Origin of the sequence: Burkholderia sp. BDU5, assembly GCF_001522845.1 — a bacterium.
GTDB classification, from domain to species: domain Bacteria; phylum Pseudomonadota; class Gammaproteobacteria; order Burkholderiales; family Burkholderiaceae; genus Burkholderia; species Burkholderia mayonis.
The window spans coordinates 244,838-260,082 of the sequence record NZ_LOWC01000053.1; the positions used below are offsets into that span (position 1 = coordinate 244,838).

Annotated in this window: 12 protein-coding genes; all 12 read right to left on the reverse strand. The window is 56.5% G+C overall.

Features of this window, described 5'->3' with window-relative positions; genetic code table 11:
- Positions 1 to 44 precede the first annotated feature (44 nt).
- The gene (locus WS69_RS11300) at positions 45 to 857 is read right to left on the reverse strand and encodes a mechanosensitive ion channel family protein (protein ID WP_059470851.1); all 813 of its coding nucleotides are present in this window, start codon (positions 855 to 857) and stop codon (positions 45 to 47) included.
- Between the two features lie 109 nt (positions 858 to 966).
- Entirely contained in the window at positions 967 to 1,803 is an 837-nt protein-coding gene (locus WS69_RS11305; RefSeq protein ID WP_059470905.1) for a class II glutamine amidotransferase, read from the reverse strand.
- Positions 1,804 to 2,050: 247 nt separating this feature from the next.
- On the reverse strand, positions 2,051 to 3,481 hold the full coding sequence (locus WS69_RS11310; RefSeq protein WP_059470852.1) for a mannose-1-phosphate guanylyltransferase/mannose-6-phosphate isomerase: 1,431 nt from the start codon (positions 3,479 to 3,481) through the stop codon (positions 2,051 to 2,053).
- Positions 3,482 to 4,184: 703 nt separating this feature from the next.
- The gene (locus tag WS69_RS11315) at positions 4,185 to 6,125 is read right to left on the reverse strand and encodes a capsular polysaccharide biosynthesis protein (RefSeq protein WP_059470853.1); all 1,941 of its coding nucleotides are present in this window, start codon (positions 6,123 to 6,125) and stop codon (positions 4,185 to 4,187) included.
- A 31-nt stretch (positions 6,126 to 6,156) separates the two neighbouring features.
- Positions 6,157 to 7,080, reverse strand: coding sequence for a D-glycero-beta-D-manno-heptose-7-phosphate kinase (gene rfaE1, locus WS69_RS11320; protein ID WP_059470854.1), 924 nt, complete (start codon positions 7,078 to 7,080; stop codon positions 6,157 to 6,159).
- Positions 7,077 to 8,231 carry a glycosyltransferase family 4 protein gene (locus WS69_RS11325; RefSeq protein WP_059470855.1) on the reverse strand — a complete coding sequence of 385 codons (1,155 nt, stop codon included), beginning with the start codon at positions 8,229 to 8,231 and terminating at the stop codon, positions 7,077 to 7,079. Before WS69_RS11325 ends, rfaE1 begins: the two co-directional genes overlap by 4 nt.
- 18 nt (positions 8,232 to 8,249) lie before the next feature.
- Positions 8,250 to 9,413 carry a polysaccharide biosynthesis/export family protein gene (locus tag WS69_RS11330; RefSeq protein ID WP_082716112.1) on the reverse strand — a complete coding sequence of 388 codons (1,164 nt, stop codon included), beginning with the start codon at positions 9,411 to 9,413 and terminating at the stop codon, positions 8,250 to 8,252.
- An 8-nt stretch (positions 9,414 to 9,421) separates the two neighbouring features.
- Positions 9,422 to 10,456: a methyltransferase domain-containing protein gene (locus WS69_RS30780; RefSeq protein ID WP_082716113.1), complete on the reverse strand. Its 1,035-nt coding sequence runs from the start codon at positions 10,454 to 10,456 to the stop codon at positions 9,422 to 9,424.
- A gap of 155 nt (positions 10,457 to 10,611) precedes the next feature.
- Positions 10,612 to 12,570 (reverse strand): glycosyltransferase family 9 protein, encoded by a 1,959-nt coding sequence (locus tag WS69_RS30785; RefSeq protein ID WP_082716114.1) that lies wholly within the window; start codon positions 12,568 to 12,570, stop codon positions 10,612 to 10,614.
- The gene (locus tag WS69_RS30790) at positions 12,567 to 13,232 is read right to left on the reverse strand and encodes an ABC transporter ATP-binding protein (RefSeq protein ID WP_066577139.1); all 666 of its coding nucleotides are present in this window, start codon (positions 13,230 to 13,232) and stop codon (positions 12,567 to 12,569) included. The genes WS69_RS30785 and WS69_RS30790 overlap by 4 nt, the downstream gene beginning before the upstream one ends.
- A gap of 15 nt (positions 13,233 to 13,247) precedes the next feature.
- The gene (locus WS69_RS11345) at positions 13,248 to 14,051 is read right to left on the reverse strand and encodes an ABC transporter permease (RefSeq protein WP_059470859.1); all 804 of its coding nucleotides are present in this window, start codon (positions 14,049 to 14,051) and stop codon (positions 13,248 to 13,250) included.
- Entirely contained in the window at positions 14,044 to 15,201 is a 1,158-nt protein-coding gene (locus tag WS69_RS11350) for a hypothetical protein (RefSeq protein ID WP_226382807.1), read from the reverse strand. The genes WS69_RS11345 and WS69_RS11350 overlap by 8 nt, the downstream gene beginning before the upstream one ends.
- Positions 15,202 to 15,245: the final 44 nt, after the last annotated feature.

Sequence of the window (15,245 nt, forward strand, 5' to 3'; positions counted from 1 at the left end):
CATCGGTCAGGTCCACGCAAAGAAGCGGCGCGGCGACCTGCGCATCACGACGCCGTGCGATGTGCGACCGGCGTTTCCGGCGTCGGATAGCCGGCTTCGCGGAACGTGTCGAGAATCGCGCGGTTGGTGTCGCAATACACCTGCCAGTAGTTCGTGGGCTGCGTCGACGGACGCACGAAGAGGAGCGGGCCTTCCGGCGTGAACGACAGCACGCCGACGTCGGGCGTTGGCTCCGTGACGACGTTCGGGATCTTCGCGATCGCGGCCTTCAAGCGCTCGATCGCATCGACCGCGTCGACGCCGTTCGCGATCTTCGCCGTCAGATCGACGCGGCGCGTCGACGTCGCGCTGTAGTTCGCGATGTTGTCGGAGAAGATCTTGTTGTTGCCGACGAGCGTGACGACGTTGTCAGCCGTGACGATCGTCGTGCCGAAGAGGCCGAGCTCCTTGACCGTGCCCGTTACGCCGCCCGCCGAAATCACGTCGCCGACCTTGAACGGGCGCAGCACCTGCATGAACACGCCGGCCGCGAAGTGCGCGAGCAGGCCGCCCCACGCGGTGCCGACCGCGAGGCCGAGGCCCGCGAGCAGTGCAGCGAACGAAGTCGTCTGCACGCCGAACACCTGCAGGATCGCGAGGATGAGGAGCACCGTGAGCAGCACGCTCATGACCGACGTCAGATAGTGCGACAGCGTCGCGTCGACTTTCCCGCTTCTGCGGATGATCCTGCCCATCACGTTCGTGAGGATCCGGATCGCCCAGCGTCCGATGATCCAGAGTGCGATCGACGCGATGACCTGCAGGCCGAAGTCGATGCCGCGAGTGACGATGAAGGTTTGCACGGAGGCGAGATCCACGATGAGGTCTCCAAATGAATTGAACGGAGGCGGCCGTGAAGCCACGCGAAAGGGGCTTTTTATAACCGACTCGCGGCGATGGAGCAACCTTCGCCGCGCGAGCGGCGCGCTACGTCGAGCGGCGGGGCGTGAACGGAACCTGCCGGACGTCGCCGCGGCGTGCAATGATCGCGGTGCTTTCCGGAATTTTCTCCCACGCGTCGTGCAGGTCGACGAGCGGCTCGGACAGCACGAGGAACGCGTCGTCGCCGATCGCCCGGATGCGCGGATCGTGTGGATAGAGCTCGTGCAGATGACGGAACGACGCGCTGTGAAAGAGCGAGCGCGACTCGCGTTCGCTCGAGTAACGGACCGCGACGACCTGCTCGCCGTCCGTCGCGCAGACCGTCATGTTGAGCGGCGCATCGACGCCGTGACGCGCGCCCGCATCCTCGATCGCCCCGGCCATCCGTTCGAGCGCGGACAGCGGATCGTGCTCGAGCCCGAACGTGAGCGCGAGATGAAACATCACTTCGGAGTCCGTCGATCCTTCGATCGACGGGAAGAGGGCGGGATCGATGCGCATCATCAGGTCGCGCCGCAGCGTGTGATAGCGGCGGATGAGACCGTTGTGAGCGAACAGCCAGCGCCCGCGGCGGAACGGATGGCAATTGGTTTCCTGCACGGGCGTGTCGGTCGCCGAACGAATGTGCGCGATGAAGAGCGGCGAGCGGATCGCGCGCGCTGCCTCGCGCAGGTTGCGATCGTTCCATGCGGGGCTCACGCAACGGTAGATGAACGGAATCTCGTCGGGTTCTCCGTACCAGCCGATGCCGAAGCCGTCGCCGTTGGTCGTCGTCACGCCCATCGTCGAATGCAGGCTTTGGTCGATCAGCGAATGCTTCGCGCGAAACAGCACGGTTTCGAGTTGGATCGGGTTGCCGGTGTAAGCGAGCCAGCGGCACATCGTGAGCACCTCCGTCTGACGTGCACGGCGGGCCTGTCGTCGTGATCGGCGAGACCGGCCGTGCAGACTGCGATGCGCAAAGCCTAGCCGATTTCTGCCGGGCCTGCCGCGCGGCGGCTCGCGGTCTGCCGCCGCGCGCGAAACGAAACGAGCCGCATGTGCGTGCATGCGGCTCGTCGTCGGCACAGCCGCCTCGATGCGGCGCGCTCACGCTCGTGCGAAGCGCGACGCCGCGCGTCACGTCGCGTCACGTCGCGGACGTGCGTCCGTACGTGTCCTCGAAGCGGACGATGTCGTCTTCGCCGAGATACGAGCCCGACTGGACCTCGATCAGCTCGAGCGGAATCTTGCCGGGGTTCTTCAGGCGGTGCGTCGCGCCGAGTGGTATGTAGGTGGACTGATTTTCGGTCAGGATGATTTCCTTGCCGTCGTTCGTGACGAGCGCGGTACCCTTGACGACGATCCAGTGCTCCGCGCGATGGTGGTGCATCTGCAGGCTCAGATGCGCGCCCGGATTGACGACGATGCGCTTCACCTGGAAGCGGTCGCCTTCGTCGATACCTTCGTACGAGCCCCACGGCCGGATCACGCGGCGATGCGTGACGGACTCGCGCCGTCCCGACGCGTTCAGCCATTCGACGACCTTCTTCACGTCCTGCGCCCTGTCGCGATGCGCGACGAGCACGGCGTCCGCGGTTTCGACGATCACGATGTTGTCGATGCCGATCACGGCGACCATCCGATGCTCGGCACGGATGTACGAGTTTTCGACCGCGTCGGTGTACACGTCGCCGATCAGCGCGTTGCGCTGCGCGTCGGTGGCCGCGATGTCGGCGAGCGCGCTCCACGAGCCGATGTCGGTCCAGCCGAGATCCGCGGCGGCGACGACGGCCGCGCGCTCGGTCTTCTCCATCACCGCGTAGTCGATCGACACGTTCGGGCTCGCGCCGAACGCGCCCGGATCGAGGCGCAGGAAGTCGTGGTCGCGCGTCGCCGCGTCGAGCGCGAGCTCGGCCTGGCGCGCGATGTCCGGTGCGTGACGGCGCAGCTCGTCGAGATACGCCGACGCCTTCAGCATGAACATCCCGCTGTTCCAGTAGTAGCCGCCGTCCGCGACGAAGCGCTCGGCGGTCGGCGCATCCGGCTTCTCGACGAACGCGTCGACGCGGTAGACCAGCGCGTCGCCCGCAAGCGCCTCGCCTCGGCGAATGTAGCCGTAGCCCGTGTGCGCTTGCGTCGGTGTGACGCCGAATGTGACGAGATGCTCGTTGGATGCGATGGTCGCCGCCGCCTTTACGACGTCGGCGAACGCGGGATCGTTATCGATCACGTGATCGGACGGCAGCACGAGCAGCAGCGAATCGACCGATTCGCGCAGTGCGAGGAGGGCGGCGATCGCGATCGCGGGCGCGGTGTTGCGACCCATCGGCTCGAGCACGATCGACGACGGCGTGATGCCGACCTGATGCAGTTGCTCGGCGACGAGGAAGCGCTGTTCGTTGTTGGTGACGACGATCGGCGCGCGGACGCCATCGATGTCGCGCGCGCGCAGCGCGGTCTGCTGGACGAGCGTGTTGTCGCCCGTGAGCTTCAGATACTGTTTCGGATAGCCGCCGCGCGACATCGGCCAGAGGCGCGTACCGCTGCCGCCGCAAAGGATCACCGGATAAATGTTCATGAAGGGTCACGGTTTATAAAGCTGGGCTGATTCGTTTCGCTGGACCAGCGAATTTTCGATCTCGTCGATGAACCGATCCATCGTTCCGTTTCGGCCGATTTTCAACTGTCAGGGCGATCTCGTCGAATCGCGATTCGCTGCACGATTCGCCATCCGGCGTGTAATAGTACATGACGCATCCAACGGAAAGCCTTCAGAAACGGCCGAGCGCGATTGCCGCGCACCGGCTCGAGCAGCCCCGTGCAGCGGGGGCCGCGAGCTGCTCGACGATGGCCTCCGGCGTCGTAAACACGTGCAGTTGCCAGTCCCGGCACAGCGGATTGCATAGCAGCACGCCAGCCGCCAGCAAGGCGGCGGTCGCAATTGCCGCTGCCGTGTTGCGGCTTACCGGTTCGAGTACGATTGGCGGCGGGCTTATGTCAATCTGGCGCAGTTGATCGTTGTCGAGGAAACACTGCTCTTGGTGGGCGATAACAATGGGTGTGGAGATCTACGGAATGCAGTCTAGGCGAAGCGCGGTTTGTTGAGCCAAGGTGTTTTCGCGGATCTGTTTCGAGTACCGTTTGAGATAACCACTGCGCGACATCGGCATAGAGTCGGGTACCAGCGCCGCCACGTCGGACGGCAGGGTAAATGTCCATATTCATCGCGCGCGGTACAGGTTTTGCTTGGGTTTTGCTTGAAAATTGATTTCAACGAGCGTTCATACATTGCTTTTTTGCGCCTGTCGGTACTGGGCGACTGTCCAAAGCAAATGCCGGAATATGTTGCGGGTCCAGCGAAATGCCTTGCGAAGGGCGCGGCGACGGTCGCCGCGCACGCGTTCCAGTGGACGCGCCGCGAACGGGGCGAGCTTGTGCACCACCGACTCAGGCGTCACATAAAGTCTAGTCTTCCAATTCCAATAGATCGGATAACGCAGCAGGGCGCCAGCGACCAGCATCTCAAGTGTAAGCGTGCGCCGTCGCCACGGTATCGGCTGGATTGCATCCGATGTGAGCCCCCATCCGGCGTAAAAAGGCAGGCCGTACGTGAAGACTTTTTTCCCGCGTAGGAGCGCATCGAAGCCAGCGAGGGAAGATAGCGTGTGCACTTCATCTGCGCGCTCGATGAGTGAGAGCACATCAGCGTCGGTGTCGACGATATCGGCCAACCGGTGCGCGTCAATGAGGCCAATCCGGTTGCCGGAAAGCACGTCCGGGTGTGGCTTATATACGATGAATCCATCGGGGTTGCGTGCGCGTACTTCGCGAAGCAGGGCCTCGGCGGAACCAAACAGACTTGTGCCTAAGCGGATCGAAGCATCGTCGGCTACTTGGCCGGGCACGAACAGTAGTGTCTTGCTGGCCGGCGCGTGCCAAGCCGGTTTCCGTCGACCGAGATTATATTTCGTGACGCCTGAGCGCACGATCAACTCCCGGAGAGACTCTGCACGCGTAAGCTCAGCATCGCTGAACTGCGTTTCATTGAGGATGTCCGTCAGATCGCTAGGCACTCGCGCATCGAAATAGAGACCGCGCCGGTCGATGACCTGACTCAGCGGTGCACTCATGTCCGAGCCCAGGCCCAGTGAATGGAAAAAGCCATCTTCCATTCGAATGATGCGAGTACCTGGCGTAATGCCTTCGACGTGTTTATCGCCCCACAATGCAATACACTCGTTCGGTTTCACTGCGTCGGGAGAACGCAGCCAACGCAGTGGGCCCCCACCGGCGGCGAGGAATGGCGTCGCAAACGGACGCTTCCAGAGCTGAAAGCGCACACCGGCGATATTCGTGCAATCACCGAAGCGCTCGCGTACTGCGTACTGCAACTCGATACTATCAAGCACTTGATCGAGGCTGCCCGGTTCGTCGCTGTCCGGGGCCACATAGCGCGCCAGTCGCAGGTAGACTGCGTCGAACAGTGCGGCGACAGTCGGACGCGCGCGGCGCTCGGGCAAGGCAATATCATCGTGTGTCAAGCCCCAGCCCGCGTAAAAAGGCGTGCCGAAAACTCGTACTGGCATGCCGGCAACCAGAGCCTCCATACCTTCCGGAGCGTCAACCGTGTAGACATAGTCAATTTGGCTCAAGATGGAAAAGAAGTGGTATCCCTGCCCGATCTTGCGTGTGACTTCGGGCAACATCGGCGACAGCTGCCACGACCCGAAAGCGTTGTCCGAAGATGGCCACAGCCATAGTTCCGCGTCAGGATGTTCGGCCTTCGCCGTGGCGAGCATCCGCTGGAATGGTGCGCCCGCCCCTAAACCGGCATATTTTCGCTGATCGATGAGCAGAATCTTGCGTAGGCCTGGCATGGCAGACAATTCCGCAGGGCATCCGCACTTTATGGCGCGGTTACGCCCCGCTCCGGCGAGGACGAGGCGTTTCATGAGCCGCACCACATCGGGCGACTCACCCAATTCCCTATCATTCGCAAAGAGTCGGCTTAGCGCGTCGCACATCGTTGTTTGAGAATTTCCGCGATATGGCAGTGCGAACCACGACAGCATTGGCACACCGGCTGCTCCTGTTGACCAGACCGGTCCCGGCATCATGGCCATCACGTCATCGCGAACGATGCGCGCAAGCTCGAGCAGGAGCCGGCCGAGACGGTGGTCCGCCCGGATTGCACGGGCTCGAACACAGGCAGGAATTTTCATGAGACCGACAACGCGTGTGATGACGACACGGTTATAGCGCGCTGAGCTCCTCAAGTGAAATGGGCGCCGTACCTACCTTGCCGACAACGATACTCGCGGCGCGATTGGCCAGTTGCGCCGCATCCTCCAAACCGTAGCCCACTCCCAATGCGACAGCCATTGTCGCGATCACGGTGTCGCCGGCGCCCGACACGTCGTAGACTTCGCGGGCTTGTGCCGGGATGCGAATGTGCCGGTCACCAAGGAACAGACTCATGCCTTCTTCCGATCGCGTGACGAGGAGGGCTTTAAGACCGAGCCGATTCCGCAGAGCAAATGCCTTGTCTTCGAAATCGGTCTCCGACGATGGCGTACCGACGACCGTTGCGAATTCCTCACGGTTCGGCGTGAGTAGCGTTGCTCCCTCGTATGGCGAGTAATCCGCTCCTTTCGGATCGACAAGCACGGTTTTCCCTCGCTTCAGAGCCATTTGCATCATCGTGCGCAAGTGCGCAAGTCCGCCTTTCCCATAATCGGAGAATACGACGACACTGTACCCGTCCAACGCTGCTTCAAACGACGATACGAGCGGCAACAACAATTCATGATCCGGTCGTTCTTCGAAGTCGGCGCGTACGACTTGTTGCCCCCGTGCGAGCAGACGAAGCTTGATCGTCGTTTGAAACCTTGAATCGCGATGAAAGCCGCATCTGATGTTCGCTTTATGAAGCAACTCCACGAGGTCGTCTCCTGCCGCGTCCGCGCCGACCACCGACATGATCATGGTTTTTGCGCCGAGGTTGGCGACGTTGACCGCGACGTTGGCCGCACCGCCGGGCGTCGTACGAATGTCGCGCACGAGTACGACCGGCACCGGTGCTTCAGGTGAAATGCGCTGTGTGTCGCCGAACCAATATCGATCGAGCATGACGTCTCCGGCAACCAGAACCTTTGCTGATGAGAAGTTCGCGATCATGAGGCCAACTCCAAAATAAGGTGTTCCGCAATTTCAAAATGTTGTTTCCACGTCGGTGTGCGGAATCTCGCCAATCGGGCGATTTGCGCTTTGCGTTCTTTGGAGTCGTGGCACGTGTAGGCGTCAATGCGGTCCATCCACGCCGGACCGTCGAGTGGGTCCAGATAGTCGGGAATCTCTCCCGCAATTTCTCGAAATACGTCGAGATCGCTGGCAATCACCGGCACATTAGCTGATAGGGCCTCGATAAGCGGCATGCCGTACCCCTCGACCAGCGATGGGAACACCAGCGCTTGCGCGTGATGCAGATATGTGGCCAAGCTCGCGTCATTGCAATGGGCGAGCTCGACGACCTTGGAGTTCAGGTTCTCGCAACGGTCGAGCATGTCGATGGTGTTTTCGCATTCCCATCCGCGTCGGCCGATGATAACGAGCACCGGCGCGCGCTCTTCCAATCGTTCGACCAGCCGCCTCCAGACGTGGAGGAGGAACCAATGGTTCTTTCGTGGCTCTATTGTGCCTAACACGACGAAATATGGCTCTGCCATCGGGCGAACTGGACTCGGCTTCGGCAGGCGCGCAGGCGCCAGCGGCGCAACGGCGCAGCGCGGAATCGGCTTTCGATTTTTAGCTGCGTATTCTTTCAGCTCTCGGTGCGTTGCGTACGAGTTCATAATGATCCCGACTTCCGGCGAGAGCATCGTCTCGAGTCGTCGCCGATGCACGACTGCTTCGCCAGGGCGACAGTATTCGGGATGCGTGACGGGTATCAGGTCGTGAAGAAACAGAACCAATCGCCAATTGCGGCGTTTTGCCTGTTCGACATAGGCGGGCCGATCGAGCCCGCTATGGCCGGTATTGATCAATATTGATGCAGTGCTCCCGCGATCCCAATTGCATACGTACGCGCTGCCCAGACAGCGACGAACCATACTGGTGAAACCGCTGTCAGGACAATGCAGTGAGTCGTACAGACGCTGAGATTGCGGGGCGCTCAAGACGACCCAGCGCCCCGCGAACCTCACCACGGCGTGTGCGCGCGCGCGAAAGTGCTCGACGTACTCCAGGCTCACCCGGTCGACGCCAGTAGGCAGCATTTTTTGAAGGCGGCGATCCACCAGCCTCGTCACATCAATCAATACGTTGCTCACGTGAACGCGTCTCCACTGCTACCGTGCTGTATTAACCAGGCTGCTTACCGTGAAGATCGACGACGTCAATATGTTGAGGAATTTTTGCAGCTCGGCAGCGGGTGCGTTGGCCACATAGAGCACATCCTTGTCGTTGATCGGAAAGTCCTGGGCAACCAGGAAACTGCGAGGATCTTTCAGATCGAGTCGGTAGATAACGGGCACCTTGCCTTCGGCCGTACGTGGCCACGCCCCAGTTTGCCCTCCAAGGGCACTGGGATCTTCGAAGCGGAATATGAAGAGTCCTTGCGCATCTGCTCGTTGATCGTCCGGTCCGCCGATTCGTCCAAGCGCTTGCGTCAGGCTGATTCCCTTCGCTTCAAAATCAACTTCCTGATTTTTGCCGGTCGCACCGAGTGCGATGAAGCTCGACGACTGGTAGATGGCGGTTACGACGTCACCCGGCCGGAGCATGATGTTCTGACTCGGATTCCGGATGATCGAATCGAGCGGCATGGAAAAGTGTTGACCACCCCGCGTGAGCTGGATCGTTATTTTGCTTACCGCCTGCTTTACGCCGCCCGCTGCTGCCAATGTATCCAGCAGTCGTTCTCCTTTGGCGGTCAGTGGCATTCGCGTACTTTCGTTGACTTCTCCAACAACGGTTACGTTCGAGCTGGTGTTTTTTATGATTCTTACCAGCACTTGCGGCTGATGGGCTTTGCCAGTCAACCGCTGGGTGATCGCCTCCTCAATCTCGCGCGGCGTTTTGCCGGCGGCCTTTACAGACCCTGCGAAGGGCACACTGATAGTGCCCTCGGCATTTACCATCTGCTCTGGAAAAGTCGTGGCCCGGCTTGTGCCCATCTCGTCGCCCAGGTTAATCGATAACTGGCCGAACAGCGTTGCGGGCGGGGCTTCCCAAATGGATACCTGGAGTACGTCACCTGGGCCGACCAGATACTCGGCTACTGGTTGGCTGGAAAAAACCTGGGCGAAGGTCGTGTTCTTCCGTTCGCTCAACAGGCGTTGTGTGACACTTTCATTGATGTCAATGACGGGTATCGGGAGTGCCGCCTTTTGCTCAGTGATGTCCTTCTTGCTTGGCCCGGACGCCGGGAGCCAGGTTGGGGTGGTGCTGCAGCCTCCCGTCACCAAAACCAGCATCGTAACGGCAATGGCCCGCATTGACGAAGTTGTCATAATCTCAATCAGAGCGGCTTTTGAACAAATAAGCCGAAACAAGTAGACGGGAAGCCGTCTACAACAAGTTTCAAGTGCGGATACTGGGGGAACTTTTCCGTGAGATATTCGGGATCTCCTGGAAACGGCGGCACATCGAGGAACCAGTCTACCGGGTGGTCGCCGGTCTCGTAGGAAACAGGTGGAACGTTAAAGCCTTGTCGGGCAAGATGCTCCCGAAGACGTTCGAAGTCGCTCCGTCTGAAAAGCACCGTGCCCCAGTTGTCAATAGTGTCGGAATCGCTTGCAAAATTGAATTCCGTCGTGTGGACCGCGATACCTCCCGGCTTTAAGACTTTCAAAGAGTTTTCAACGAACGACAACCCGCGCTCGATAGAGCCAAGATGTTCAAACGCGCACATAGACCAGCAGAAATCAAACTGTCCGTGCAGGGAGGACGGTATGTCATTCATATCGACAAACTGAAGCGAAACGTGCTTGTCGAACACGTTGCGTGATACCAAGTCGGGTTTCCAAAGAAGGTCCAAACTGGATGCGTGCTGTGCGGTATCTTTCCAGCCAGAAGCCGCAGCCGCTTGTGGCATAAGGTCGGTAGCGACTACCTCAACGCCCTTGCTGGCGAAGAGTGAGGGAAGCGGTTCTTCGCCACACGCAAAGCCGAGCCCCTTCACGCCATGTCGCAGAAGATCGAAGGAGTGCAGTGTCGATACGACATACGCGAGTTCCCAGACCTTTCTGTGAAGAATTGGCTCGATATGTAGCTCGTGGCAGACCGTGCGAAACCAGCTTTGATCGAAGTCTTTCAGTTCCGTTGCTTTCCAGTTCCCAGGAAATGGAGATTCCTCGACACTAATCGATTTGTGCGAGGGTTCTTTCTCTAGAAGGAGTCGTGCAAGTAGATACCCATACACCTTTAAATTCCAGCGAATTGCAAGGTCATTTCGCGTTATTTCGGCGAGCGGATTTATGTTGGGTTGGCCGTTCCGTGTAATGAGCGCTATCAATTCTCTCAACTGGGTCTCATCAAGGTTCTTGTCCGTCATGAATAATAACTCTCAATCTTTAAGTTAAAAAATAAATGCGAGGCGTAATTAATAAATTGCGGATTCGCTGATGAACTAACCATTTGATGTGCTGCCGCCGCCATAAATATATGGTTGCTTATGTTCAAATGGTTTCGCAACGCGGGTATGTTCTTTTATTCTCTGCCATAGAGGGCCCAGTTTCGAATGCGAGTCAATATGTTGGTTCTCGGGTTTGGTTGACCGAAGTCTGTTTCTAGAGCTGTTAAAACTCGCTCTGTAGTGATGGAGTGTAAACATATACTTTCGCGGCCCTTCGTCAGATGACAAGGTTTGTGCTCATTGCGCCAACACGGGGCACATGGGAAATCTGATTTTTTGGGGGTTACGTATTTCACACGAGGATAATAGCGGCAGAAAACGTGCCCACTAGTAGGACCAAAGATTGCCACCGTTTTGACGCCCAGCGCTGCCGATAGATGAACAAATGCTGAGTCTACAGCAACAAGCCGTTGGCACTCGGCAAGCAAGGCTACGCTTTTCCTTAAGGAAGTTAATATCTTATGAATATTGGAGGAGGCGTAACCAGAAATGGCTTCATGGTGGAAAATAAGAACGCAATGATCTCGGCTCAGGTGCTTTGCCAAGTTCTCCATATCTACCCAATTCTTGTAGCTGTCGACAGAAAAGGGCTGAATTCCTACGACGGGCAGGCCATCGGGGTTAATTTTATTCAGATACGACGTAGCCCATTTCCTTTCTTCGGCAGTAACTCGATAGAAAGGCAAAAATCCAACCGAGCGCCTGACATACGATTTTGATGCGCCCATGGCGCGTGCAAAAACTTCAATACGATTGCTCCGAACGTTCGGGTATTGTCTCGCCTCGACGCGTCCCGCCGGGCAGTCCGTAAGATTGATCCAGCGATTATATTGCGCTAAACTCACGTCGTCGCTGTTTACATCAACGATTCGTATTTCATTTAGTCCCTCGAAGATCGGGTGAAATGATTTCGGCACAGCAAAATCTATCTGTGCTTTCGGATACTTTTTTGCGAGAGCTCGAAGACCTGCAGTCATCATGAGCACGTCACCGATTCCACCCATCGCCCGCGTGATCAAAATCCTACGTTTCTGCATCGAGGCGGGGAGGGGAATGCGCCATCGTCTGCTGGCATGATCGGTCTTATGCTGAACGCTGGTCGGCTGGAATGTCGCCGACGATTTGGACGAATGAAGCAGATATAACGTACCCAAATAAACCCACCATAGCAGCTTATGAGCGCGTAGGGATCGCACCACTGGACTGGACCCGGCGAGTCTCGCGACATTGGCCAGGAGAAATGGAAGACGGTAACGTAGTGGAACTTCGTTGCGAAGGAAGGCACGAAGAGCACCTCGGTAGGTCTTAACAATTTGCGAAGTAAAACCGATTCGAAGCTGTTCATTCGAATGGAAGCTGCAAATCCCTTTCCAGAGGACGGTTTTATATTCGTCGAGGTGATTGCTCGACGCAAGGATATACATTAATTTTTGGTACAGCTTCGGTAATTCCCGGCGATTAGGCAATAGGAAAGGCCTGCGTACTAACCGTAGTGCGACCTCAGACGCCTGTTCGCGCCGGCCAGCAACGGCATCGAGATATGCGCGATGTAAGCTGATTGATTGAGCAATGCGAGGAAACTTCACCACACCCGTTCGCGATGCTATGTCGACAACAGCACTCGCTTCGGGTAAGTAATTGTGGTCGGTAAATGTGCCGGCAAGTTGATTAAGGCCTCGAAACCATTCCTCACTATGACTGATAAAACCTTGAGATAAGTATGAAATGTCGTTCAGTACATCTCTTGTGAATTCATTTGCTTTCTGAAAATCCAGTCGTAGCAAATCTGTCAAATGCTGATCAATGCAGCATGCAATGGAAAGAAAAACGTAACGGTCATGCAGCGCTTGCCTACGTTCTTGTTGATTTAACTTCAACCATGCGTGAAAAACAGGCGCATGGTGATTTTCGTAGGCTATTCCGCTTAGATCGAGCGAGATCATCGAGTCGATTGTCTCGTTCCCGTACTTACCTTCCGGCGTAATGGGCAGGCTCGCGACTACGGCTGATGTCGATGTGGTCATTGTCGTCATTGCCCTAACTCGAGAATATGATGGCTGTAGTGCTCGTATGCTTTGGATACGTCGCCGAAGCGTGTGATTGTACCCTGGTCAAGAACGGCGGCACTATTACAGTATTTCATAATGAATCCAGCATCATGAGAAACGATGATGAATGCTCGATCTTTGCGTTTTTCGAACAGTTCATAGACACATTTCTCATGGAATCTGGCATCGCCGACCGCAATAATTTCATCAATCAAGTAACAATCAAATTCGATGGCGAGCGAAAGTGCGAACGCGAGGCGCGCTTGCATGCCGCTGGAATATGTCTTGACTGGCTCGCGAAAATATTTGCCAAGCTCTGCAAATTTCTCTACAAATTCACGAATTGATTCGTGATCGATATTATAAATTCGAGAGATAAAGCGAAGATTATCGAGACCAGTCAGGCTTCCCTGAAAACCTCCTGCAAAAGCCAAGGGCCAAGATACAGCCATCTTTCGCTGAATCAAGCCGCTATCAGGAGATTCCTGGCCGCTGATCAGGCGGACAAGCGTCGATTTGCCGGCTCCGTTTTTCCCGAGTATGCCTACCTTTTCACTGCGTTCAACAGTTAAACTTATCCCATTGAGCACCGTATGGCTACCGGTCCTCGACTTATATCGCTTCGTAACGTTTCGCAACACGAGCATCTCGATGTCCATGAGTTATGTGAGCATCTTCATGCGTCGGTCGCCCATCAACAAGAGCGCAACGAGAGTCATGGAAAGGCAGCAAAGAAATGTATAAGCAACACTGAAATGAAAGTGATTCGAATATCCCCAATAGCCGGCGCGCATCATTTCAACCGCATTCGTCATGGGAAACCATAGCACTACCTTCTGAAAGGTCTGGGGCAGCCAGTCGACCATAAAGAAAGTGCCGCTCACCGCCAGCAAAAAATAACTGCCCGGATGCCACAGTCGTTCGACCAAATCGCTATGTTCGCTGAGGCAGCCAAGAATGATGCCGAGACATGCGCTAAACCAGCATAAGAAAAGCCAGCCGATGACGAGCAAAGGCAGATCGGCTGGAAAGTTCATCAAATCGATTCCAACCATCACTATGATCAAAAGCACAAACGACGCTGTAACGCCAGCCACTTCCAGCAACATCCGTGCAAAAAAAATGTCCTGGATCTTCACTGGTCTATGGTGCAGCAAACTGCGATTCGGCTCGATTGCTTTTAGCCCGCGAAACGAGCAAGTTCGCCACAAGAGCAAGCTAGAATAGCCGGTCACGACAAACGGCGTGACCGGGACACGGAAGCCGTGCAGGCTATGCGTGATGTTCCAGAGGATGACGACACCCACCGTAAAGATGATGGGCTCCAGCAACAACCAAAGAAAGCCAATATTGTGACGGCCATAACGTGTGATAATCTCACGCATTAGCAGTGCGCCGATCACGCGCGATTGAATCCTCAATGCGGACCAGATCGATTGGTGCTTGTGTTCAAAATCGTCATTCATGGTGCTCGTTGATGCCATGAATCAAGAGCGTCAAAATCCCCCAAATTATCAATGAAATAACCAGAGTGATAATGACATTGGTGAAACGATGCGGTTCGAGAGAGGCATCTGGAAAGCTTGGGCGCGAAATTCTCTCAAGATAAAGTTGCTTGCGCTGTGCTTCGTTGCGAGCCTGCTCGAGCGTGCTCATGGCGCTGGCCAGCATCTTGTCTGAAAACTCCTTGTCAAGTTCTAGGCGTCGATATTCGGATGCCTTGCTTGCCAGCGAACGGTCTGACGCTCCGGCGATGCGCGCGGATTCGGTATTGATGGCTTCAGTGAGCAACTGCGCGCGTTGCCTAAATGCCGGTAGCTGTGGACTGTCTTTTGCGAGTTTTTCCAGTAGGGCAATTTGCGCCTTGGTAGCAACCAATTCGTCCTGCAGTTTTGCGACTTGCTGGAGAGGGATGCCTGATTGTTTTTCGGGGTCTATAACGCCTTGCTTGTCCCGGTAGTGCGCCAAGGCTACTGCGGCGGCCTTCGACCTTGCTTCCGCCTTTGCAACTTCTTCGGAAGCGAACCGAATCATGTCGAGGCGAGCACGTTCGTTTAGCTTGTTGACAAGCGCTTCACTCATCTCAAGTAAGCGTTCATTTAACGCATGAGCGTCTTTGGCCGTGAAGGCACTTGTTTTTAAGGTCAAAATCGAAGAAGCCGATTCGACTTGTACGTCGACCATCTTCTGGTAATAGCGATAGAATTTTTCGTAGCTATCGTTTCGGCCGAACGGATCGAAGCGACTCACGATGTCGACAGACGATGCAGAGAAGGCGGTTTTGATATGTAGATCTCGATCTGCCGAGATGAGTGCGTCGCGAGAAAGAATGAAGTCCTGGATCGTGTAGGCGTCATCCTGTGACCGGCTGAAACCTGCCTGGTTTAGAAAAAACCCCAACGGTGATGCGCTTTGGCGGTCAGGGCTGCGAACCAAGAATTTGGCCTCGGAGACATAGATATCCGATGCTATTAGGCCGTAATAGATCGTGGAAGCTATCGTTGGAACTACAACTATGATCAGGAGCAGAGCGTTTACTCTGCTGATCATGCCAAGAGTATGTTGCAGTTTGATGAAGCCTGCGCGGGACCGCTTCAGGAAGATCTGATTTTCCAAAGCTCTTTCCGGTTGTAACTGAAGACGCTGCAAGTTTAGCTAGG

Coding starts and splice junctions, on each gene's coding strand:
- WS69_RS11345 (WP_059470859.1), bottom strand. CDS start 14,051: ATGAATGACGATTTTGAACACAAGCACCAATCGATCTGGTCCGCATTG.
- WS69_RS11310 (WP_059470852.1), bottom strand. CDS start 3,481: ATGAACATTTATCCGGTGATCCTTTGCGGCGGCAGCGGTACGCGCCTC.
- WS69_RS30790 (WP_066577139.1), bottom strand. CDS start 13,232: ATGCTCGTGTTGCGAAACGTTACGAAGCGATATAAGTCGAGGACCGGT.
- WS69_RS30780 (WP_082716113.1), bottom strand. CDS start 10,456: ATGACGGACAAGAACCTTGATGAGACCCAGTTGAGAGAATTGATAGCG.
- WS69_RS11330 (WP_082716112.1), bottom strand. CDS start 9,413: ATGACAACTTCGTCAATGCGGGCCATTGCCGTTACGATGCTGGTTTTG.
- WS69_RS11315 (WP_059470853.1), bottom strand. CDS start 6,125: ATGAAAATTCCTGCCTGTGTTCGAGCCCGTGCAATCCGGGCGGACCAC.
- rfaE1 (WP_059470854.1), bottom strand. CDS start 7,080: ATGATCGCGAACTTCTCATCAGCAAAGGTTCTGGTTGCCGGAGACGTC.
- WS69_RS30785 (WP_082716114.1), bottom strand. CDS start 12,570: ATGACGACAATGACCACATCGACATCAGCCGTAGTCGCGAGCCTGCCC.
- WS69_RS11305 (WP_059470905.1), bottom strand. CDS start 1,803: ATGTGCCGCTGGCTCGCTTACACCGGCAACCCGATCCAACTCGAAACC.